The following is a 23,158-nucleotide window of genomic DNA, read 5'->3' as shown; positions in this document are numbered from 1 at the left end:
TGGCCTCGTTGATGTCGTTATAGCCATGACTTTATACCAGCCCGGAGGGCGCGGCCACACCGCCGTGTATCGCGTGTAAGCAATTGTTACAAGCCGTCGTGACAACGATCCTGCAACTTAATCAAACGATCGATTAAGTTATATCAATTGTTTGAATTATGTGATTAAATGGCGCGATGAACGAAAAAGCAAAGCCCAAAAAATCCCGTGCGGACGGCGAGCAATCGCGCGAACGCCTGCTGCTGGCCTCGATGCGCCTGTTCGCCGAACAGGGCTACTCGCGCGCCTCCACCCGCGAAATCGCGCTGGCGGCGGGCGTCAACGTGGCCGCCATCAGCTACTACTTCGGCGACAAGGCCGGCCTGTACCGCGCCGCCTTCACCGCCATTTCCCCCGCCCCGGCCGACAACATTGCCATGTTCGACCAGCCCCACTTCACGCTGCGCCAATCGCTGGAAGGCTTCTTCCAGCAGATGCTGGCGCCGCTGCTGGAAGGCGACATGATGGAAATCTGCATGCGGCTGTGGTTCCGCGAAATGCTCGAGCCCACCGGCATCTGGGCCAACGAAATTGAAAACGGCATCCGCCCCGAGCAGGATGCCTTCAGCCGTGTGCTGGCGCGCCACCTCGGCCAGCCAGCGCCGGACGACGAAACCCATCGCCTCGCCTTCAGCATCGCCTCCATGGCGCTGATGCTGATGATGGCGGGCGATGTCGTAAAGACCATCAGGCCGCAGCTGATGGCCGGACCGGAAGCCATCGCCACCTGGACCGCCCGCCTGAGCGACTACGCCACGGCATTGATAGAAGCAGAAAAGATCCGCATCAAGGAAAAAACAGCATGAAGAAAAACCAGCACCAAACCGTGCGGGCGATGGCGGTGGCGGCGGCGCTGTCGCTGGGCGGCTGCGCCCTGACCGCGCCGCCCGCCAAGGTGGACCCGGCCGCGCCGCAGCAATGGCTGGCGCCGCTGCCGCACAACGGCAGCCTCACCGACCTGAACAACTGGTGGCAGTCCCAGGGCGACCCGCTGCTGGTGCAGCTGATCGACGCAGCCCAGGCGGCCAGCCCCACGCTGGCCTCGGCCCGTTCGCGCATCGCCCAGTCGCGCGCCGAGCGCGTGGCGGCCGGCGCCGCGCTGGCCCCCAACCTGGACCTGGCCGGCAGCGTGGCGCGCCAGAACCAGCAATCGTCCATCCCCACCGGCACCACCAGCCAGGTGGCGCTGCAGGCCTCGTGGGAGATCGACGTGTTCGGCGCCGGGCGCGCCGCGCGCAACGCGGCCGAAGCGCGCTTCAACGGCGCCAGCGCCGGCTGGCACGAGGCGCGCGTGTCGGTGGCCGCCGAAACGGCCAACCAATACTACGGCCTGCGCGCCTGCGAACAGCTGCTCAAGGTGGCGGTGCAGGACGCCGGCTCGCGCGCCTACAGCGCGCGCCTGACGGAACTGAGCAGCAAGGCCGGCTTCGTGCCGCCGGCGGACGCCGCGCTGGCGCGCGCCAGCGCAGCCGACGGCCGCAACCGCGCCAGCGCGCAGCGCGCCGCCTGCGACATCGGCGTCAAGTCGCTGGTGGCGCTGACTGCTATCGCCGAACCGGAACTGCGCGCCAAGCTGGCCGCGGCCGGGACAGCGGCGGCCGCCGCCAGCGCATCGGCGCCGGCCATCGCCATCGCCGCACTGCCGGCGCAAACGCTGAGCCAGCGGCCCGACGTCTACACCGCCGAACAGGAAGTGGCCGCGGCCAGCTTCGAGGTGCGCGGCGCCCAGGCGCAGCGTTATCCGCGCCTGTCGCTGTCGGGCTCCGTGGGGGCGGCCAACTTCCGCAGCGGCGGCGAGAACACCCAGCTCGACACCTGGACCGTGGGCCCGCTGGCGATCTCGGTACCGGTGTTCGACGCCGGCCGCCGGCGCGCCAACGTCGACGCCGCGCAGGCGCGCTACGAACTGGCCGTGAGCCAGTACCGGGCCAACGTGCGCAAGGCGGTGGCCGAACTGGAGCAAGCCATGGTCACGCTGAACAGCACCGGCGAGCGCGCCGCCGACGCCGAGACTTCGCTGCAAGGCTACCGCGTGGCGTTCACCGCCACCGAAGACCGCTACAAGAACGGCCTGGCCAGCCTGCTGGAGCTGGAAGATGCGCGCCGCAGCCGCCTGGCCGCCGAGAACACGGTGGTCAACCTGCAGCAGGAACGCAGCAACGCCTGGGTGGCGCTGTACCGCGCCGCCGGCGGCGGCTGGACCGCCCCGGCAACGACGAACAACCAATAATGAACTCCAAGACCATGAATACATACGCGCTCAAACCACTGGCTTTGCTCCTGCTGGCCGTCTTCGCCCTGCACGCGCCGCTGTCCTTTGCGGCCGACGACAAGAAAGACGCCAAGGACGCGCCCAAAGCCGCCCTCACCGTCACCACCGCCAAGCCCTCCGCCGCGCGCCTGCCCATCACGCTGACGGCCAACGGCAACGTCACCGCCTGGCAGGAAGCGAGCATCGGCAGCGAATCGAACGGCCTGCGCCTGACCGACGTGAAGGTCAACGTCGGCGACGTGGTGCGCAAGGGCGATGTGCTGGCCACCTTCTCGGCCGACACGGTCAACGCCGACGTGGCCCAGGCGCGCGCCGCCGTGATGGAAGCGGAGGCCAACGCCGCCGAAGCTGCCGCCAACGCCGCGCGCGCCCGCTCGCTGGAAACCACCGGCGCGCTGAGCGCCCAGCAGATCAGCCAGTACATGACCGCCGAGCAAACCGGCAAGGCGCGCATCGCCTCGGCCAAGGCCGCGCTGGCGACCCAGGAACTGCGCCTGAAGTACACCAGGGTGGTGGCGCCGGACAGCGGCGTCATCTCGGCCCGCAGCGCCACCGTGGGATCGGTGGTGGCCGCCGGCACGGAGCTGTTCCGCATGATCCGCCAGGGCCGCCTCGAATGGCGCGCCGAAGTGACGGCGGCCGATCTGCCCAAGATCAAGGCCGGCGCCAGCGCCGTGGTGAAAGCGGCCAACGGCGCAGAGCTGGCCGGCAAGGTACGCATGGTGGCCCCCACCATCGACCCGCAAAGCCGCTACGCCCTGGTGTACGTGGACCTGCCGGCGCCCAAGGGCGCCGAGGCGAACGCCTTCAAGGCCGGCATGTTCGCCAGCGGCCGCTTCGAGCTGGGCGCATCGGACGCCATGACCGTGCCGCAGCAGGCCGTGGCCGTGCGCGACGGCTTCAGCTACGTGTTCCGCCTGAACCCGGACAAGCGCGTGAGCCGCATCAAGGTGCAGACCGGGCGCCGCCTGTCCGACCGCATCGAGATCCTCGGCGGCATCGACTCGGGCGCCCAAGTGGTGGTGAGCGGCGCCGGCTTCCTCAATGACGGCGACCTGGTCAACAACGTGGCCGCCGCCGCTGCCCCCGCCCCGGCCGCCGTGCCCGCGCAGGCAGCCGCCAAAGCGGTCAAGGCCAAGTAAGGAGCCGCAGTGAATTTCTCATCCCTATCGATCAAGAATCCGATTCCGGCGATCATGCTGTTCGCCCTGCTGTCGCTGGCCGGGCTGCTGGCCTACCGCGCCAACCCGGTGCAGGACTTCCCCGACATCCAGCTGCCCATCGTCACCGTCAGCGCTTCGCTGCCGGGCGCCGCGCCGGCCCAGCTGGAAACCGAAGTGGCGCGCAAGATCGAAGACTCGGTCGCCACGCTGCAAGGCATCAAGAACATCTACACCAAGGTCCTGGACGGCAACGCCACCGTGACCGTCGAGTTCATCCTCGAGAAGAACATCTCGGACGCCGTCAATGAAGTGCGCGACGCGGTGGCGCAAGTGCGCGCCGACATGCCGGGCGAGCTGCGCGACCCCGTGGTCAGCAAGGTGACCACGGCCGGGCGCGCCGTGCTCACCTTCACCGCCGCCTCCAAGCCCGGCGCCGGCCGGCCGCTGGACGACCAGGAACTGAGCTGGTTCGTCGACAACGACGTGTCCAAGAAGCTGCTCAGCGTGCCGGGCGTGGGCGCCGTCAAGCGCATGGGCGGCGTGTCGCGCGAGATCCGCGTGGAGCTCGACGACAGCCGCATGGCCGCCCTCAAGGTGTCCGCGCTGGACGTGTCGCGCCAGCTGCGCCAGGTGCAGAAGGAAGCGCCGGGCGGACGCGGCGACGTCAGCGGCGCCGAGCAATCGGTGCGCACCATCGGCACCGTGCAGACCGCCGCCGCGCTGGGCGCGATGGACATCCCGCTGCCGGACGGGCGCCACATCCGCCTCGACCAGATCGCCACCGTCAGCGACACCGTGGCCGAGCCGCGCGCCGTGGCCGAGCAGGACGGCAAGCGCGTGGTCGCCTTCGAGATCCTGCGTACCAAGGGCGCCAGCGAAACCCAGGTCGCCGCCGACGCGCAAAAAGCGGTCGAGGAACTGCGCGCCAGCTACCCCAACATCGAACTGAAACTGTCGATCGACAACGCCTTCCCGGTCGAGGAAAACTTCGACGGCTCGATGGAACTGCTGTACGAAGGCGCGCTGCTGGCAGTGCTGGTGGTGTGGTGGTTCCTGCGCGACTGGCGCGCCACCCTGGTGGCCGCCGCCGCGCTGCCGCTGTCGGTGCTGCCGGCCTTCCTCGGCATGTACTGGTTCGGCTATACCCTCAACACCGTGACCCTGCTGTCGCTGGCCCTGGTGGTGGGCGTCCTGGTGGACGACGCCATCGTCGAAATCGAGAACATCTCGCGCCACCTGCGCATGGGCAAGACCCCGATGGAAGCGGCCATGGAAGCGGCCGACGAAATCGGCATGGCGGTGATCGCCACCACCTTCGCGCTGGTGGCCGTGTTCCTGCCCACCGCCTTCATGGGCGGCGTGCCCGGCCTGTTCTTCAAGCAGTTCGGCTGGACCGCCGTGCTGGCCGTGCTGGCCTCGCTGGTGGTGGCGCGCCTGCTCACGCCGATGATGGCCGCCTACCTGATGAAGCCCGTGCCGCACAAGGAAGAGGAAGACGGCTGGCTGATGACGCGCTACATCACGCTGATGCGCTGGTGCCTGCGCCACCGCCACATCACCGCCATCGCTTCCGGCATCTTCTTCGTCGGCTCCATCATGCTGGTGCCGCTGCTGCCGACCGGCTTCGTGCCGCCGGCCGACCGCGCGCAGACCAACGTCAACATCGAACTGCCGCCCGGTTCCACCCTGGCCGAAACGCGCGCCATCGCCGAGCAGACCCGGTTGGCCGTGATGGACGTGAAAGGCATCACCGGCGTGTTCAGCTCGATCGGCGGCGGCTCCAGCGGCGACGCTTTCGCCCCCGGCGCGGCGGCCGAAGCGCGGCGCGCCGTGCTGACGCTGACCACGGTGCACCGCACCGACCGCAAGGAGTCCCTGCCCGACCTGGAAACCCAGATCCGCGCCAAGCTCGACAACATTCCCGGCGCCCGCTTCAACGTCGGCCCGCCCGACACCGGCGTCAAGATGCAGCTGGTGCTGCGCAGCGAAGACCCGATCGCCCTGACCGAAGCGGCGCAAAAAGTGGAGCGCGAACTGCGCACCATGCAAGGCATCGGCAACGTCAGCTCCAGCGCCTCGCTGGTGCGGCCCGAGATCATCGTGCGGCCCGACTTCGCGCGCGCCGCCGACCAGGGCGTGACCGCCAACGCCATCGGCGAAACGGTGCGCGTGGCCACCGCCGGCGACTACGACTTCGACCTGACCAAGATGAACCTGCCCGAGCGCCAGGTGCCGATCCGCGTCAAGCTGCCCGACACCGTGCGCGCCGACCTGGACGCCATCGGCCGCCTCACCGTGCCGGGCAAGAACGGCCCCGTGCTGCTCGCCACCGTGGCCGACATCAGCATGGAATCCGGCCCGGCGCAGATCGACCGCCTGAACCGCAGCCGCAACGTCACGCTGGACGTGGAACTGGGCCGGCGCACGCTGGGCGAACTCAATGAAGAAGCGCGCGCGCTGCCGTCGATGAAGAACCTGCCGCCGTCGGTGAAGATCGCCGAACTGGGCGACGCGCAGGAGATGGCCGCGTTGTTCGCCAGCTTCGGCCTGGCCATGCTGATCGGCGTGATCTGCATCTACTGCGTGCTGGTGCTGCTGTTCAAGGACTTCATGCAGCCGGTGACGATCCTGGCCGCGCTGCCGCTGTCGATCGGCGGCGCCTTCGTGGCGCTGCTCATCACGCGCAACGCGCTGTCGATGCCGTCGATGATAGGCCTGATCATGCTGATGGGTATCGTCACCAAGAACTCCATCCTGCTGGTGGACTACGCCATCCTGGCGCGCCAGGCCGGCATGAACCGTTTCGACGCCCTGGTGGACGCCTGCCACAAGCGCAGCCGGCCCATCCTGATGACCACCATCGCCATGGGCGCCGGCATGATGCCGCTGGCGCTGGGCTGGGGCGCCGACCCGAGCTTCCGCTCGCCGATGGCCATTGCCGTGATCGGCGGCCTGATCACCTCCACGCTGCTGAGCCTGCTGGTGGTGCCGGCCGTCTTCACCTACATTGACGACCTGGAAGGACTGCTCAAGCGCCTGCGCGAGAAGCTGCGCCGCCACAAGCACGCGCCGGCGCCCGCCTCTGCGCCGGCCACCCCGAGTGAAATCGCCAAATAAGGAGAAAGCCGCATGGAAGTTCGCACGATCGACATCGCCCCCACCAGGGTCGCCTACCTGCGCTACACGGGCCCGTTCGGCCCGGGCATCGTCAGCTTCTGGCGCGACGTGTTCAACCCCTGGCGCGCCGCGCACGGGCTGATGGCGCGCACCACCTACGGCGTGGCGCAGGACGACCCCGGCACCACGCCGCCGGAGCGCTGCCGCTACGACGCCTGCGTCGAAGTGGACGCGGGCTACGTGGCCGAAGCGCCGGCCGCGCTGGCCGAGTTGCCCGGCGGCCGCTACGCCGCCGCGCGCTACCGCGGCAACGGCAGCGACATCGGCGCCGCATGGGGCGCGTTCTACGGCCAGGCCCTGCCGGCCAGCGGCCTGGAAGCCGCCCCCGGCCCCTGCTTCGAACGCTACCCCGCCAACTACACCGAAGACGCCGACGGCGTCTTCGAATGCGAGCTCTGCATTCCGATCAAGTAATTAGTTTCCTTACAGACAAATGGGGTCAGGGTTAATTAATTTTGCAACTAAAGTTGCAAAATTAATTAACCCTGACCCCATATTGGTTTTAGTCAACGATTCCAGCCGCCGCCAAGGGCGCGGTACAGGTCGACCGAGGCAATCAGGGTGCGCGTCTTGAGCTGCAGCCGCAGCACGTCGGCGCTGTAGAGGGTGCGCTGGGCGTCCAGTTCTTCGAGGTAGGAGGCGTAGCCGTTGCGGTAGCGGTTGCGCGCGATGCGCAGCGTTTCGGCGGCCGTCGCGCGGCGGGCGTCATTCTGCACGGCCTGCTCGCGCAGCCGCTCGATGGCGCCCAGGCTGTTGTCGGTTTCGGCGAAGGCGGTGCGCACCGCGTTTTCGTAGGCGTACACGGCCTGGTCGCGCAGCGAGGCGGCGGAGTCGGTCTGCGCTTGCACGCGGCCGCCCTCGAACAGCGGCGCGGCCACGGCGCCGGTCAGCCGCCACAGGTGCGTGGGGTCTTTGATGAAGTCACTGAACACGGTCGATTGGATGCCGCCGGCCGCCGTCAGCCGGAACGACGGCAGCAGCTGGTCGCGCGTGGCGGCCAGGGTGGCGTTCGCGGCCAGCAGGTTTTGCTGGGCGCGCGCAATGTCGGGACGGCGCAGCAGCAGTTCGGACGGCAGACCGCCCGGCACCGGCGGCGGCGCCAGCTCGGACAGCGGCGCGCCGCGCGGAATGGGACCGGGATTGCGGCCGGCGAGGATGGCCAGCGCGTTTTCCTGTTCGAAGATTTGCCGCTGCAGCTGCGGAATCTGTTCGGCGGCCGCCTGGTACTCCGCTTGCGCCTGCAGCCATTCGAGCCGCGAGCTGTAGCCGACCTCGAACTGCCTGCGCGCCAGCTCGCGCGATTCTTCACGCAGCTTGAGCGTGGCTTGCGTGAGTTCGAGCTGCGCATCCAGGCCGCGCAGGTTGAGATAGCCGGAGGCGGCGCTGGCGGCGATCGAGAGCGCGGCCGCGTCGGCGCTGGCTTGCTCGGCGGCGTAGGCGGCGCGCGCTGCGTCGGTCAGGTTGGCGAGCCGGCCCCATACGTCGACTTCGTAGCTGGCCTGGATTTCTGCCTGGAACAGGCTGGTTTCGTATGGGACGCCGTTGTAGGCCAGCGTGCGGGTGCGGGCCGGGCTGCCGCTGGCGGTAATGGTCGGGAGCTGGCTGGCGTGCGCCGCCGCCACGCGGGCGCGGTAGTCGGCGACACGGGCTCGGGCGATGCGCAGGTCGCCATTGTGTTCCAGCGCCGCGGCCACGAGCGCCGTCAGGGCGGGATCGCTGAAGCCTTGCCACCATTGCTGTTCCACCGGCCGCGCGCCGCTTTCCGGGCCGATGCGGGTGCGCCATTCGGACGGCGTCAGCAAGGTGGACTGCGGCGCTGGCCCGACCTTGGCGGCACAGCCGGCCAGCAGCAGGGTCGCGGCCGCAGCCAAGGTAACGGTGCGGCTCACGGCTTGGCTCCGCTGGCTGCAGGCGGCGTGGCGGCACGCGGCTTGGCGGGCGCTTCGTCGTCGCGCACGGAGGAGGTGTCGATGCTGACGATGACGGACATGCCGGGCCGCAGCCGGTGCGCCTCGCCCTGCCCGCCGTCGATCCGTATCCGCACCGGAATGCGCTGGGCGATCTTGACGTAGTTGCCGGTGGCGTTGTCGGCCGGGAGCACGCTGAATTCAGAACCGGTGGCGGGCGAGATGCGCTCGACCTGTCCCGTCATCACGGCGCCGTCCAGCGCGTCCACCTTGAAGGTGGCGCTTTGGCCGACGCGCACGGCATTCATCTGGGTCTCCTTGAGATTGGCGATCACCCACATCTGCCTGGGCACCAGCCCCATGAGCTGCGCGCCGCTATTGACGAAGGCGCCCTGCCGCACGGTCACTTGCCCGAGCTGGCCGTCGGACGGCGCGGTGATGCGGGTGTTGTCCAGGTCCACTTTGGCGGCCTTCAGTGCGGCTTCGGCGTTGGCCACCGCCGCCTGCAAGGACAGCTTGTTGACCACCACCGACTGCGCGGACTGCTTCGAGATCTCGAGGTTGGCGCGCGCCTGGGCCACGGCGGCGGCAGTCTGCGCCTTGCCGGCTTTTTGCTGGTCCTGCTCGCGGATGGACAGCGAACCGTCGGCCACCAGCGCTTCCACGCGCTTCAGGTCCGCCACCGAGCGCACCGCCTGCGCTTCGGCGTTGGCCAGCGCAGCCTGGTTCAGCAGGATGTTCGCTGCGGCGCTGCGGTGCGTTTGCTCCCAGTTGGCCAGTGCGGCCTGTTGCGCGGCCAATTGCGCTTGCGCCTGTTCGTAGCGCTGCTGGTAGACACGGTCGTCGATCTGCACCAGCAGGTCGCCTTCCTTCACGTGCTGGAAGTCCTGCACGTTCACGGCCACCACGTAGCCGGACAGCTGGGTGCCGATTACCGTCACCTGCCCGCGCACCAGCGCGTTCTCGGTGCTGACGATGGGCGTGCTGAAGGGCGGTAGCCGCCACGCATACAGCACCACCAGCACGCCGACCAGCGCCACCAGCAGGAAGCCGGCGGCCGAGAGCCATTGCTGGCGCCGGTCGGGCTGCGGCGGCGCGGGCGGCACCGGCGGCACGGGCGCGCCCGAGGCCGCTGCACCCGCTGCACCCGCTGCACCCGCTGCTGGCGGCGGCGCTGCGCCGGACTGCTGCGGGGCGGACGGGACGGACGCAGGGGCGGCGGACGGCGCGGCGGGAGCGGCGGCTTGGGCTGGTTCTGGCGGCGTGTTTGTACTCATTTCGATCCGGAGTTATTGAGGGAGACATGGGCCATGCCGGTCTGCGCATTGTGCGCCGGCACGGCCGGCCTGCAGGCAGTACAGATATTCCACAGGTGGTGCAGCAGCATCCAGGCGATGGTGGCCACCGCCACCACGGCGATCATCAGGAACACGTCGTTGTAGGCCAGGATGTTGGCTTCGCGCGTGGCGGCCGCGCCCAGCTGCGCCACGCCCAGCGCGTGGCGCGTGGCGGGGTCGGCCAGCGAACCGGCCAGCGCCGAGCCGGCCGACTGCACCCGCGCCGCCACCTGCGGGTCGAGCAGCGTCAGGTGCTCCACCAGTTGGCTGGAGTGGAATTTCTCCCGCACCACCTGCACGGTGCCGACGATGGCCGAGCCAAGCAGGCCGCCGATGTTCTGCGACATGGTGAACATCAGCGAAAAACTGATCAGGTTGCGCGGCGCGGCGATCACCGCGCCAAAGCCGGAGACAAAGGTCGGCCCGAGGAAGAAGGTGCCGCCGAAGGCCAGCAGGAACTGGCTGACGTACATCTGCTCCGGCCGCGTGAGGTTGGTGGCGCGGCTGTCCATAAAAGCGCCCACCGCCATCATGGCCAGCGCGATCATCAGCGAGGGCTGGATGCGCGCGGGCGTGATGGTGAGCGCGCTGATGGCGATGCCGCCCACGCTGCCCACAAGCGTGATCAGCCACAGGGTCTGCATCTGGTCGTTGTTCAGGCCCAGCGCCTGCAGGAAGCCCACCGTGCCCGCCGCTTCGGACTGCACGATCCGTATCAGCAACACCGACGCGGCCAGCCGCAGCATCATGCCGGTGCTGAGCCAGCGCGTGTTGAGCAGCGGCGCGGCGCGGTTGTGCTCCACCAGCAGCGCCGCCGCGATCAGCACGATGGAGCCGGCCAGGCAGTAGCCCAGCCACGGCGATTCAAACCACCACACGGTGCGCCCCAGCGCCAGCACCGCGCACAAGAGCGCCACGCCGGGCGCGAACAGGCCGAAGGTGACGAAGTCGAGCTTCTCGAAGGCTTTCACGCGGTCGCCCGGCGGCAGTTTGAGCAGCAGCACGCAGCCCATGGCCAGCAGGGCCAGCCCCAGTTCGAAGAAGTACAGGCCGCGCCACTCGCCTATTTCCAGCAGGTCGGACGAGAACAGGCGCGCCATCGGCAGCGCCAGCTGCGGGAAGCCAACCCCGATCACCACGGCCTTCAGGCGGTGCTGCGCGGGGAAGGCCTGCAGCACGTAGTACAGGCCCAGCACCGTCAGCGCGGCGCCGCTCATGCCGTGCGCCGCGCGCACGGCGATGGCCGAGGCCAGTCCGTGCACGAACAAGTGCGCCAGCGTGGCTACGGCGTACAGGCCAAGGAACAATTCGGTGAACAATTGCAGCCCGTACTGCTGGCGGAATTTCACCAGCAGCAGGTTCATGGAGACATTGGCCATGACGTAGGCGGCCGGCAGCCACTGGATCTCGGCAGCGTACACGCCCAGCGAGCCTTGCGCGTACGGCAGGTTGACGGTCACCAGCGCGTTGCCCAGGCCCCCGGTCAGGGCCACGATGAAGCCGACGATCAGGTAGGCGAGGCGGCGCCGGTCCGAGTGCAGCGGCGTGGAGGGAGAACCCGGCAACAGCGGGCGCTCATGCGGTAGCCATGCTTGCGGTGCGTATACGTCCATGCATCGTCGCCGTAGTGGTAAGCCTTCTTGAGAGCATAGCACTACGGCGAGCTTACGTCGCCTATACCAATGGAGGATCGGTTTCCCGCTCGAACGCGCGGTGCCCCGCCAGCGCCGCCTTGAACGCGGCCAGCGCGTCCGGCAGGTCGGACGGGTCGGTGCCGACCAGGGCCGGATCGTCCGAGCCGTCGGGCAGCTTGGGCGGAATGCCGGCCTTGCCCAGCAGCGCGGTGCCGGCCCCGACCACCAGCAGCGGCTTGCAGTGGCGGTATTGCTGGCGCACGAAGTCCAGCGCCAGCGCGTCTTTCATCAACTGCTCGGCAGCCGCCGCGCCGTCCGGCACGGCCACCGCGTCGAACAGCACCGGCGGGGCGTTCTCGAAGGTCTTCTCGACCGGCAGCGTGGCGCCGCCGGCGCAAGCGACGGGGTTCAGCGTGCCGGCCAGCAGGTGCGGCACCGCGCCGTCGGCCAGCAACGCGGACTGGATGGCCTTGGCGCTGGCCTCGTCCACGCCGGGCGCAAGCAGGATGGCCACCTGGCGCGCCTTGATGCCCTGCTCGCCCGGCCGCGCCAGCAGCGACAGCGATGGGGACGGCGGATAGTGCGGCAGCGGCAGCGCGGTGGCCAGCGGCTGCGGCGGCGGCACCGGCATGCCCAGGCCGGCCGCCACGCCGTGGGCCAGCGTGGCGTCCACATTGGCCAGCATGGACAGCATGCGCTCGCGGATGGCCGGGATCTGCACCTTGCTCAGCTCGAAGCGGAAGCCGCCCACGATGTGGGCCTGCTCGGCCGGGCTCTGGCTGATCCAGAACAGGCGCGCCTGCGAGTAGTGGTCGGCGAACAGCTCGGGCTTGCCGCGCACTTTGTCCTCTGTCACGGCCTGCTCGCGGATGCTGGTGAAGCCGGCCATGCCGGCCTGGAACGGACAGCCGCCGCCCAGCGAATTGGGCTCGTACGACACCCTGCCGCGATGAATGGCCTGGCGGTGCATGCCGTCGCGCTGGTTGTTGTGCACCGGGCACACCGGCGAGTTGATCGGGATCTCGTGGAAGTTCGGCCCGCCCAGGCGGCTGATCTGCGTGTCCACGTAGGAGTGGATGCGCCCTTGCAGCAGCGGGTCGTTGGTGAAGTCGATGCCGGGAATGATGTGCGCGGTGCAGAAGGCCACCTGCTCGGTCTCGGCGAAGAAGTTGTCCGGATTGCGGTTGAGCGTCATGCGGCCGACGATCTGCACCGGCACCAGTTCCTCCGGCACGATCTTGGTGGCGTCCAGCACGTCGAAGGGGAAGCTCTCGGCCTGCTCTTCGGTGAAGACCTGCAGGCCCAGCTCCCACTGCGGATAGGCGCCCGCTTCGATGGCTTCCCACAGGTCGCGCCGGTGGAAGTCCGGGTCGGCACCCATGATCTTGTTGGACTCTTCCCACACCAGCGAGTGGGTACCGGCCAGCGGCTGCCAGTGGAATTTGCAGAACACGCTCCCCCCTTCGGCGTTCACCAGGCGGAAGGTATGCACGCCGAAGCCCTGCATGGTGCGGTAGCTGCGCGGGATGGCGCGGTCGGACATGGTCCACATCAGCATGTGCATCGATTCCGGCATCAGCGAGGTGAAGTCCCAGAAGGTGTCGTGTGCACTGGCCGCCTGCGGCATGCCGTTATGCGGCTCGGGTTTCACGGAGTGCACCAGGTCCGGAAACTTCATCGCGTCCTGGATGAAGAACACGGGCATGTTGTTGCCCACCAGGTCCCAGTTGCCTTCGTCGGTGTAGAACTTCACGGCGAAGCCGCGCACGTCGCGCGCGGTGTCGGACGAGCCGCGCTCGCCGGCCACGGTGGAAAAGCGCACGAACACCGGCGTGCGCTTGCCTGCCTGCGCAAACGGCGCGGCGCGCGTGACGCTGCCCAGGTCCTGGTAGGACTCGAAGTAGCCGTGCGCCGCCGAGCCGCGCGCGTGCACGATGCGTTCGGGGATGCGCTCATGATCGAAGTGGGTCAGCTTTTCCCGCAGGATGAAGTCTTCCATCAGCGTGGGGCCGCGCAGGTGGGCTTTCAGCGAATTCTGGTTGTCGCCGATCGGCACGCCCTGGTTGGTGGTGAGCCGCTGGCCGCCGGCGTCGCTGCGCACGCGTTCCAGGTTGCCGTCGTTGGGATTGACGCCCAGCGGCGGCGCCCCGCTGCCAACCTTGGGCGAGCTTTGCGTTTCGGACGCCGTGCCGGCGCTGGCCGCAGGCGCTCCCGCATCGACGTGCATGCCCTCGGGCGGCGTGCGCGCGGCGTCGCCGTGTTCGGCGGGCTTGTTGGCGTTGTAGGCGATGCTGGCGGCCAGGTCGATTGCGCTGGCTGGTTGGCCTTTTTTACTGGTGGTCATGAGATCCTCAAGAAATTCAACGGAACAGGGCGAGCAGGATGATGATGGGCAGTGGCACACCGAGCATCCATAGCAGGATTGAGCGCATGGCGGTCTCCTAGACGTATTGGTGATCAGCGGCGCGGCAGCGGACTGTCGGCGTCGCGCAGTTTGCCGCCGAAGGTGGCGGCCCAGCTGGCGATGAAGGCGCCCAGCAGCAAGGCCACGAACATCCACAGCGCGGACTGTGCGCCGGCTTTGCGGGCTTGCTCGGCGGCGTTCTTCGCTGCCGTTTCGGCGTCGGTGCGGGCTTTCACCAGGCGGGCATGGACGTCTTCCACGCGGCGCTCGGCCTCGGCCCGCTCCACGCCGGTGCGCTTGGCAACCAGGCTTGCCAGATACTGGCGGTCGTCGACGGCCATCGCGGGAGCGCCTGCGGGCTGCTGCAGCAGGATGCGGCCCACTTCGGCGCGCAGGGCGCCGTTGTCGGTCTCCGGCACGACGGTGTCGCTGCGCAGCAGCATGTCGATGTAGTAGGCGGCGGGACTGGCGGCCAGGCCGGCCGGGTTGCCTCCGTTGCCCTTGCCTGCAACAGCGCCTGCGCCTGCGCCCACCGTGGCGCCGACGGCTGTCGCCGCGCCGGCGCCGGCGTCAATCGCACCGCTCAGCGCTGCGCGCACGGCGCCGGCCATCAGCGCGGCCGTCAGCAAGGTCGCCACCGCCCAGGCCAGCAGGCCGTGCGCGGTATCGCGGAAGTAGACTTCGTCGGCGTGCACATTGGCCCATCTCACGCGCAGCCTGCCCGCCAGGTAGCCGCCCACGCCCGCCGAGGCGAGTTCCATGAAGGCGACCCAGACGACGGCCGACTTGCCGATCGGCGCGTCGTTGTAGGACCAGGGGGAAATGGCTGACAGGCCCAGGCCAACGCCCAGGATCAGCAAAATAAAGGAGAGTGCGGCGGCGGCCACTGCGCCTGCCAGCACTGCGCTCCAGGATACGCCGGAGTGTCCGGCTTCGGCCTGCGGGATGACCGCGATGCCGGTGGCGCGGGGTGCGTCGGAAGCTGGAATGGAAGGGTGCATGCAGTTCTCCTGCCGACGGCGCGCGGAAGCCGCGCGCGCCGGTTATCAGCTGGTGGGAATTACTTGCGGTTGCCCAGCAGCTTGGACAGGCCATAGCCCGCGGCCAGGGCGATCAGCACCGACGTGGCAGGGCTGGTGCGCACGTAGTTGCGGCCCGTTTCGGCAAAGCGGGTGTACGCTTCGCCGAGCTGCTTGGCGCCGGTGGCGGCTTTTTCGCTCATGTGGGTGGCGGTGTCGGCGACGCGGTCAACCGCGGTGTGGGCCGCACCGGCCAGGCGGTCGGCGGTTGGCGGCACTTTCTCAGCCATCTTGTCCACGGTGGCGTGGGCGGAGCTGGCCAGGCGGTCAGCGGTCGGCTGCACTTTTTCCGCGGTACGGTCGATGGCGCTGTGAATGTCGGCGCGGGTATCGCGGCCGAACTGGTTGACAGGATCGCGGGTGGAATTGCTCGATTTTTCCGTAGTGTTGTCCATGATGGTTCCTCAGTGTCGTTGATGGGCTTCATTGCCTGAGTAACGATATGCCGATCAGCTGCCGCACACAGTGCGGCACCTAACAAACACTGGGGAATCATTTTTTGGCGCGGCGCGGCTTACTCGATGAAGCCCAGCAAGGCAGGAATGGTCTGCTCGGGCGCTTCTTCCATGATCCAGTGGCCCGCTCCCTTGATGATGCGCCCATCCACGTTCTCCGCCACCAGCTTGCCCTGGTTGATGAGGAAGTCGCCACCCGACTTTTCTCCGGCCAACACCAGCATCGGCATGGTCAGCTTGGTCTTGCCCAGTTCCGCAAACTGTTCAGCGTCCTGCGGGAAGGTCTTGAAGTACTGGAAGCCGGCGCGCACGCCGCCCGGCTGGGCGTAGGCTGCGGCGTACAGCTTGCGGTCCGCTTCCTTGATGGACTTGCTCTTGTCGGCGGCAAAGTCGTTCCAGAAGTGTTCGAAGTAGGTGCGCTCGCGGCCGGCCACCAGTTTCTCCGGCGTTTCGCCGAAGAAGTGGAAATGCCACAGGTCGCGCAGCAGGAACATATTGGTCCAGTTGCCGATGCCGGGCAGGAAGGCGTCCATCAGCGCGACTTTCTTGGTGTCGGCGGGGTACTGGGCGGCATAGGCGTAAGCGACCATCAGGCCAATGTCGTGGCCCACCACGGTGGCCGGTTCCCGGCTGATGCTGCCCACCAGCTCGTGGATGTCCTTGGCCATATTGGTTTTCAGGTAGCCGTCCGCCGCTTTCTCGGAGCCGCCCACGCCGCGCATGTCGGGCACGATCACGGTGTGCGTCTTGGCCAGCTCGCCCATGATGGGCTTCCACATATGGCCGGTCTGGGTGTAGCCGTGCAGCAGCACCACCGGCGTGCCTTTGCCGCCTACCAGGTAATGGATCTTGGTGCCGTTGACGGCGGCGGTCTTGCTGGCGAAGCCGGCGGGGGCGGCTGCAGGGTGCGCCGCAGGGGCCGCTGCCGATGCGCTGCCCACTGCGGCGGCCATGGTAACGGCGGCGATGCCGCGCAGGACGGTACGGCGGATGGTGTTTGCTGGAATGCTCATGTTCATGCTCCGGAAGGTTTGATGGCGCCGTCGGCGACTGCGCTTCCATGGACACACTATATGATTCACCAACACATCAATCAATCACATAAATACCAAGAAATCATTCAGTATTTATGAATAATTGGCGCGTGAGTAGGCCTCCAGCGTAGCCGCACGCTGGAGGGGACGCCTCTCACTTTGGGACGATCAGGGCTTGGCGGCGATCTTGATCGGCGGGCGCATGCGCGGCGCGGCGTCGGACTGGCGCCGGATCAGCGAGAAGTCCATCAGCACGTGCTCGGGCGCCTCCGGCGCGCCGTCGCGCAATGCGCGGATCTGGCGCACCAGGTACTGCACCGCCGCTTCGGCCATGCCGGTGATCGGCTGGCGCACGGTGGTCAGTTCGGGCCAGATGGTGGTGGCCAGCGCCGTATCATCGAAACCGGCCACGGTCAGGTCGCCCGGCACGTCCAGGCCCAGGCGGTGGGCGATGGCTACCGTGGCAGCGGCCATGTCGTCGTTACTGGCGAACACGGCGGTCGGGCGCTGCTCGAGTCCCAGCAGCAATTCCGCCGCGTCCAGGCCGGAACGGTAGGTAAACATGCCCTGCACCGTCAGCTCGGCCGCGTCCTGCGCGCCGCGGTCGGCGATGGCGGCCTTGAAGCCGGCCAGGCGGCGCGCGCTGGCGGTCTGGTTGGGGTGGCCGATGACAAAGCCGATGCGCTGATGGCCCAGCGTGATCAGGTGCGAGGTCATGGCGTAGGCGGCCTGGTAGTCGTCGATGCTGACGGCGCACACGCGCGGATCGGGCTGGCCGCAGGCCACGGTGACGGCCGGCAGCGAGGACTTGGCGATCATGTCGATCAGGCCGGGCATGTCGCACAGCGGCGGCGGCAGGATGATGCCGTCCACGCCGTTGTCGATCAGGCGCTGGGTCTGCTCCTTCCAGTGTTCGCCCGCTTCGCACTTCTCCACCACCAGCTGCACGTTGTTCAAGCTGGCCTGGTTCAGCAGGCCGACCAGAAATTCACTCAGGTAGCCCGCGCTGGGATTGCTATACAGAAAACCGATGCGGATAGGCCGCGAACCGGCGAGGCGGCGCGCGGCCTGGTTGGGCACGTAGTTGAGCGCGGCCACGGCTTCGTCCACCTTGCGGCGGGTGCTTTGCCGTACCTTGGTGTCGCCATTCATGACGCGCGAGACCGTCATCGGCGACACGCCGGCGAGTTTCGCCACGTCGGACATGGTGGGGACGCCGGAGCGGGACTCCGGTCCCTCGGCTGCTTTCGCCTTAGTTCTTGCCATCTGCTCAGAAAACCTGTGTTAAAAAGTGGACTTTACCACAAGCTGCAATGGTTAAACTGTCCGGCCATGCAACAAATGGTCACACGTATGTTACCGCAATCATTGTGGCCGGACCAATCAATATCATCCGCGCCCCGGCGCGTAGGGGAATTTCAGCGACTTGTAGTAATCCAGCGGCCTGCCGGGCGCCTTCACGCCGGCCGGCAGCGGCAGGCCGGACACCGACTGGAAGTAAGCCACACTGGCGTCGCGCCACCAGACCGCTTCCTGGTACTGCTTGTCCAGCAGGACCGCCACGTCTTCATGGCGGCGCGCATCGATGACGGGTTTCAGGCGCGCCCAGCGCTGGCGCATCTGGTCCGCCTGCGCCACGCCGCTGTCGTATCGGGCCAACAGTTCATCCCACAGCTTGCGGCCGGAGGCCATCTTGTAGTCCCACGGCAGGTGGTGGAACCACAGCAGCATGCTCTCCGGCGTGGTGCGCGGATCGGCGTACTGGCGCGCCAGGTCCGGCGCGTACTGCGCCACGGCGTTGCTGCCGCTGGCGGTGCGGTCGAAGCCGATGCCGCCCTGGTCGGCGCGGTGGTAGTAGACCGGGTTCCAGTCCGGCCGCTCCAGGTTGGCCACCCATGGCGCCGGGCCGTGGTGGTGGCCGGTGCCCATCAGGTGATGCAGGCCGAGCGGCGTCATGTAGTTCACCACCGCTTCGCGCGACATCATCATCAGATCGGCCACTTGCGTCACCACGGCCGGATCGGACGAGAACGTCTGCGCCGCCCACTCACGCGCCAGTGCGCCCGCTTGCGCTTGCGGATTCCACGCCAGGCGGCCGAAGGCGTACCAGTTGGCCTGGTCGAAATGCGAACCGCTCCAATTGCGTTCGCTGCCGATGTTGGCCACGCCGGCGATGCCGGTCAGGCGCGACTTGCCCTGCTCCGCGCCGGCTTCCAGGATCTGCGCCACGGTGGCGCTGCCCCCTTTGCCGCCGGTGCCGGTGTGCATATCGGTGGCCAGCGTTTCCTGGTACATGGTGCCGAGGTAGGCCAGGTGGGTGGCGTAGCCCAGGTACTCCTTGGTGATCTGGAACTCCATCATCAGCGGCGTTTTCGGCATGGCGCCGAACAGCGGGTGGGCCGGTTCGCGCGGCTGGAAGTCGATCGCGCCGTTCTTCACCTGCACCAGCACGTTGGCGTCGAAGGTGCCGTCGAGCGGCTTGAATTCGTCGTAAGCCTGCTTGGCGCGGTCGTCCGGCTTCTCATGCGCGTAGACGAAGGCGCGCCACATGACGATGCCCTTGTGCGGCGCCACGGCCTTGGCCAGCATGTTGGCGCCGTCGGCGTGGCTGCGCTTGTAGTCCTGCGGGCCGGGCTGGCCCTCGGAGTTGGCTTTCACCAGGAAGCCGCCGAAGTCGGGGATGGCCTTGTAGATCTCGTCGGCCTTGGCTTTCCACCAGGCGGCCACGGCCGGGTCGAGCGGGTCGGCGGTCTTGGTGTCGCCCAGTTCCAGCGGCGTAGAGAAGCGCGCCGACAGATAGACCTTGATGCCGTACGGGCGCAGCGTGTCGGCCACGGCGGCGGCCTTGGCGATCCATGGCGCAGTCAGGATGTCCGGCTTGGAGTTGACGTTATTGAGCACCGTGCCGTTGATGCCCAGCGAGGCGTTGGCGCGGGCGTAGTCCACATAGCGGCGGTCGCGCACTTCGGGCAGCGCCCACCAGTTCCAGATCGATTCGCCGGCGTAGCCGCGTTCCACGGTGCGGTCCAGGTTGTCCCAGTGGTTCAGCACGCGCAACTGCAGCTTGGGCGCGGAACGCTCATCCAGCGCGCCCAGGCCTGCCAGGCCGGCCGGCGCTTCGGCGCCGGTGCCGATCTTGCGCAGCAGCGCGAAGGCACCGTACAGCAGGCCGATGTCGCTGTTGGCGGCGATCAGCGTGACCTTGCGGCCCTGCAGGCGCGTGCTGCGCAGCAGGTAGCCTTCCTGGCCCAGCGGTTCGAGCTGCAGGCCCATGCCGGACAGCGCAGGCATGGACGCGGGCGTGGCCAGCACCACGGCGCCGTCCTGCACGGCGGCAGCCAGCGGCGGCGCCTTGCCCAGCAAGCCGCCCAGGCCGCGCTGCAACTCGGCCACAGCCGCCTGCAGCGGCGTGCCGGCCGGCGCGGCGATGCTGCCGCCATCCGCCGTACCGGTGCCGGCAGCCACGATGGCGCTCGCCACCGGGCGCACTTGCACGCGCGCCGCCTTGCCGAGCGGACGGTAGCGCAGCCACAGGTCGTAGCCGTCCTCCACCACCCCTGGGGCAGCCTGCGCCCCGGGCGCACCCTGCCCTGCCAGCGCGGGCAGCGGCAGCAGTGCCGACAGCGGCAAGGATAGCGGCAAGATCACCGCCAGCATCGGCGCGAGCGCCTTGAACATTCTTCTCATCTTCAGTCTCCGTTGTACAACGATGTTAGCGCAATCTTCAGGGCGCCTTCGGGCTTTCCTGCGGGCCAAGATAGCTCGGTTTCAAGCCGCCCGCGTCGACCACCAGCTTTTGCAGCACCAGCGCCGGATCGAGCGCCCAGAACTTGAGCGTATGCGCGCCCGCGGCCAGCTTGTGCCTGGTCTTGAACACCACCGCGCCGTCCGATACGGCCCGCTCCCAGAAGCGCTGCGAGCCGTCCGCGTGCACGTTCACCACTTGCGGCTGCTCGTCGTCGAACGACACCGCGTAGCGGAAGCCCTCGCCCGGCTGGAACTTCAGCGTGGGCGCCAGCGTGGTGTGCAGGGTCACTTCGCCTGCGCTCTGGAGATGCACCTTGTACTCCAGCCGCATGCCCTCTGCCGCGCCGGGCAGGGACAGCGCCGCATTGGCCGGCAGCGTGGTCATGGCCGACAGCGTGCGGCCATGGTCCGGGATGCGCAGCCATTGCCAGCCTTCCTTGGCAACGGCGTTCGCATAGTGCTCCGCCTCGATCGCGATCACACCCTGCGACTCCACGAAGCTGCCGGCGGCGGCCTGCACCGGCCGGCGCACCGGCACCTTGATGCGCGTCTTGCCGCCCGGGCCCTCCACCGTCAGCGTCGCCTCGATCGTATTGCTGCCGGCCGGCAGCGATGCCCATGGCACGTCCGCCCAGCGTACATTTACCGTCACGCGTTTCTCGCGCACCACCCGGCCGGCCGGGCTGCTCAGCACCACCCACGGCTCGCTGGCCTTGATGGTGTAGTTGAACGGCTGCAGGCCACGATTGAACACTTCCAGCCAGCGTGCCTGCCTGCTCTCGGCATCCAGTGCCGGCAGCGCCAGCTTGTCCGCATTCTGACCCGGCCACGCGAATTCGCTGCCCTCCACCGCCACGCCCATGTCGCTCTGCCTGAAGGGCTGCACTTCCGTCACCGGCGGCATCACGTTGCGCGGCGGCTGGTTCCAGTAGGTGTAGCCCAGGTGCGTCTGCGACATCATGTGGTTCCACTTGCCGTCGCTGATGTCTTCCATATACTGGCGCGCCAGTTCCGCGTCCTGCTTGAACAGGCCGCGCGCGCGTTCGGCCAGGTCGTTGGTGGAGGCGCGGCCCTGCTTGCCGTATAACTGGTTCTGCGCAGCCAGCGCGTACAGTTCATTCACCACCGCGCCCGCGTTCACCGGATACTGCACCAGCTGGAAGAAAGCGTCGCGCAGGCTGGACGGCAAGGCGGCGTCGATGCGGTTGGCGCGCCCGGCGATATCCTTGTACTCGGCCACGATGCGCGCGGCCTCGTTGTAGTTCACCTGGCTGTAGGTGCCCGGCTCCAGCTGCTCCGGCTTGCGGCGGCCGTTGTACTTGGTGTACTTGGCCACGATGTCCGCAATCTCGTCCGCGTGTTCAGTGCCGAACTCGCGCGCCGCCCACAGCTTCAGGTACTCCGGCAGGCGCTCGGCCGGCCACACCGATGGATTCCACGCATAGCTGAGGAAGAACTCGATCGGCACTTCCATCGGCTTCAGGTCGCCCACGTTGACGATCCACATGCGCTTGGCGTCGTACTCCCACGCCAGCCGCATCTGCTCCCAGATCTTCGGAATCGGCGTCACGTTGAGCCACTTGTAGGAGCGCGGGCCGCCCACATAGTCGAAGTGGTAGTACACGCCGGCGCCGCCGGCGCGCTTGCGCTCTTCCGGCGTGGGCAGGCGGCGGATATTGGCCCAGTTGTCGTCGCACCAAAGCAGCAGCACGTCGTCCGGCACGCGCATGCCCTTCTCGTAGTATTCCTGCACTTCCTTGTACAAGGCCCACACCTGCGGCACCTTGCTCAGGTCCGGGTTGATCTGCTGCGCGATGATCTCGCGCTGGTCCTTCACGATGCGCTCCAGCAGCGCCACGTTGGCATCCTCGGACATCGGCTCGTCGCCGTCGCCGCGCATGCCCAGCGTGACGATTTTCTCGGTGCCCTTGGAGGCGCGCAGGCCGCCGCGCCAGAAGTCCTTCAGCACCGCTTCGTTCTTGCTGTAGTCCCAGGCTCCCTTGCCGTAGCGGTCCCACTCCTTGTGGGCGCGCATCATGGGCTCGTGGTGCGACGTGCCGATCACCACGCCATATTCCTCGGCGCGCACCCCATTGAGCTTGTCGTCGTCGAAGAAGGCGGCGTCCCACATGGCCGGCCACAGGTAGTTGCCGCGCAGGCGCAGCAGCAGCTCGAACACTTTTTCGTAAAACTTGTGGTTGTAGCCGCCGTAGTGCTGCTTGGCCCAGCCGGTCAGCGCGGGCGCTTCGTCGTTCAGGAAAATGCCGCGGTACTGCACCGCCGGCGCGTCGTTCACGCGCGCCGGGGCGCTGGCATAGATGGCCTTGCGCTGCCTGGGCGTCACGTCCGCCCACCAATACCAGGGCGATACGCCGATCTGCTCGGACAGCTCATAGATGCCGTAGATGGTGCCGCGCTTGTCGCTGCCAGCGATCACCAGCGCGCGCTCCACGCCGGGCATGGGGTTCTTCAGCGTCTGCACTTGCCACGCTTCCCATTTGCCCTTGATGGCGGAAACGTCCAGCGCGCCGGAGCGCACCAGCTTGTCGATCAGCGCGCTCTTGCCGACGGTGCCGATGATGACCACGTCCGCGCCTGCGGCCGAGCCCCCCTTCTGCAGTTCCGGGCGGGTGTCGCCGACGCGCTCGATATCGGCCTGCAGGTCGCCCGCCGCGCGCAGCACACCGGCGTGGTCGGCGGCATCGACAAACAGCTTCGCGGTGCTGCCCGACTGCAGCAGGGCCACGGCATCGGGACCGGCGGCGGCGCCATTGCGGTCGAATGCAACAAAGGTTTTTTGTCCCAGCGCTAGCGCCGGCAAGGCGCAGGCCAGCATGAGGACAGCACAAGCCGCCCTGGTGAGGAATTTCATTCGTATGTCTCCGAGCGGCCCAGTGTCCTGGCCTGATT

The 23,158-nt window shown here is 68.0% G+C and carries 15 protein-coding genes; 5 read left to right on the top strand and 10 right to left on the bottom strand.

Annotated features, from left to right (window positions below):
- Positions 1-176 precede the first annotated feature (176 nt).
- From ASD15_RS11440 to ASD15_RS11420, 5 genes are read left to right on the top strand one after another with little or no spacing between them, the layout of a single operon-like run.
- A complete protein-coding gene (locus tag ASD15_RS11440) occupies positions 177-845 on the top strand; it encodes a CerR family C-terminal domain-containing protein (RefSeq protein ID WP_057154980.1) in 669 nt (222 codons plus the stop codon).
- Positions 842-2,269: an efflux transporter outer membrane subunit gene (locus tag ASD15_RS11435; protein ID WP_373888170.1), complete on the top strand. Its 1,428-nt coding sequence runs from the start codon at positions 842-844 to the stop codon at positions 2,267-2,269. The genes ASD15_RS11440 and ASD15_RS11435 overlap by 4 nt, the downstream gene beginning before the upstream one ends.
- Positions 2,269-3,453 carry an efflux RND transporter periplasmic adaptor subunit gene (locus ASD15_RS11430; protein WP_229418155.1) on the top strand — a complete coding sequence of 395 codons (1,185 nt, stop codon included), beginning with the start codon at positions 2,269-2,271 and terminating at the stop codon, positions 3,451-3,453. Before ASD15_RS11435 ends, ASD15_RS11430 begins: the two co-directional genes overlap by 1 nt.
- Positions 3,454-3,462: 9 nt before the next feature.
- The gene (locus ASD15_RS11425) at positions 3,463-6,591 is read left to right on the top strand and encodes an efflux RND transporter permease subunit (RefSeq protein WP_057154979.1); all 3,129 of its coding nucleotides are present in this window, start codon (positions 3,463-3,465) and stop codon (positions 6,589-6,591) included.
- A gap of 12 nt (positions 6,592-6,603) precedes the next feature.
- Entirely contained in the window at positions 6,604-7,065 is a 462-nt protein-coding gene (locus ASD15_RS11420) for a GyrI-like domain-containing protein (protein WP_057154978.1), read from the top strand.
- Positions 7,066-7,157: 92 nt separating this feature from the next.
- Here the strand turns inward: ASD15_RS11420 and ASD15_RS11415 are convergent, their stop codons facing one another.
- The 10 genes from ASD15_RS11415 to ASD15_RS11370 all read right to left on the bottom strand — a co-directional run bounded on the left by ASD15_RS11415 (position 7,158) and on the right by ASD15_RS11370 (position 23,120).
- Complete coding sequence (locus tag ASD15_RS11415; RefSeq protein WP_057154977.1) at positions 7,158-8,540, bottom strand: efflux transporter outer membrane subunit; 1,383 nt, start codon at positions 8,538-8,540, stop codon at positions 7,158-7,160.
- Complete coding sequence (locus ASD15_RS11410; RefSeq protein ID WP_082551765.1) at positions 8,537-9,835, bottom strand: HlyD family secretion protein; 1,299 nt, start codon at positions 9,833-9,835, stop codon at positions 8,537-8,539. The genes ASD15_RS11415 and ASD15_RS11410 overlap by 4 nt, the downstream gene beginning before the upstream one ends.
- Entirely contained in the window at positions 9,832-11,508 is a 1,677-nt protein-coding gene (locus ASD15_RS11405) for an MFS transporter (RefSeq protein WP_057154975.1), read from the bottom strand. The genes ASD15_RS11410 and ASD15_RS11405 overlap by 4 nt, the downstream gene beginning before the upstream one ends.
- Before the next feature lie 61 nt (positions 11,509-11,569).
- On the bottom strand, positions 11,570-13,873 hold the full coding sequence (locus tag ASD15_RS11400) for a catalase (RefSeq protein WP_082551764.1): 2,304 nt from the start codon (positions 13,871-13,873) through the stop codon (positions 11,570-11,572).
- A 113-nt stretch (positions 13,874-13,986) separates the two neighbouring features.
- Positions 13,987-14,934 (bottom strand): hypothetical protein, encoded by a 948-nt coding sequence (locus ASD15_RS11395; RefSeq protein WP_229418154.1) that lies wholly within the window; start codon positions 14,932-14,934, stop codon positions 13,987-13,989.
- 59 nt (positions 14,935-14,993) lie between these two features.
- Positions 14,994-15,407, bottom strand: a complete 414-nt coding sequence (locus ASD15_RS11390; RefSeq protein WP_057154974.1) for a hypothetical protein — start codon at positions 15,405-15,407, stop codon at positions 14,994-14,996.
- 119 nt (positions 15,408-15,526) lie between these two features.
- Complete coding sequence (locus ASD15_RS11385) at positions 15,527-16,480, bottom strand: alpha/beta fold hydrolase (protein WP_082551771.1); 954 nt, start codon at positions 16,478-16,480, stop codon at positions 15,527-15,529.
- 189 nt (positions 16,481-16,669) lie between these two features.
- Positions 16,670-17,767 (bottom strand): LacI family DNA-binding transcriptional regulator, encoded by a 1,098-nt coding sequence (locus ASD15_RS11380; RefSeq protein ID WP_057154972.1) that lies wholly within the window; start codon positions 17,765-17,767, stop codon positions 16,670-16,672.
- A gap of 123 nt (positions 17,768-17,890) precedes the next feature.
- Entirely contained in the window at positions 17,891-20,188 is a 2,298-nt protein-coding gene (locus ASD15_RS11375; protein ID WP_229418153.1) for an alpha-glucuronidase family glycosyl hydrolase, read from the bottom strand.
- A 37-nt stretch (positions 20,189-20,225) separates the two neighbouring features.
- Positions 20,226-23,120, bottom strand: a complete 2,895-nt coding sequence (locus ASD15_RS11370) for a glycosyl hydrolase 115 family protein (RefSeq protein ID WP_057154971.1) — start codon at positions 23,118-23,120, stop codon at positions 20,226-20,228.
- Positions 23,121-23,158: the final 38 nt, after the last annotated feature.

Origin of the sequence: Massilia sp. Root351 (genome assembly GCF_001425045.1) — a bacterium.
In the GTDB taxonomy this organism is placed as follows: domain Bacteria; phylum Pseudomonadota; class Gammaproteobacteria; order Burkholderiales; family Burkholderiaceae_D; genus Rugamonas.
Note: the sequence above shows the minus strand (reverse complement) of the source record. Positions and strands in the feature narration are given on the sequence as shown.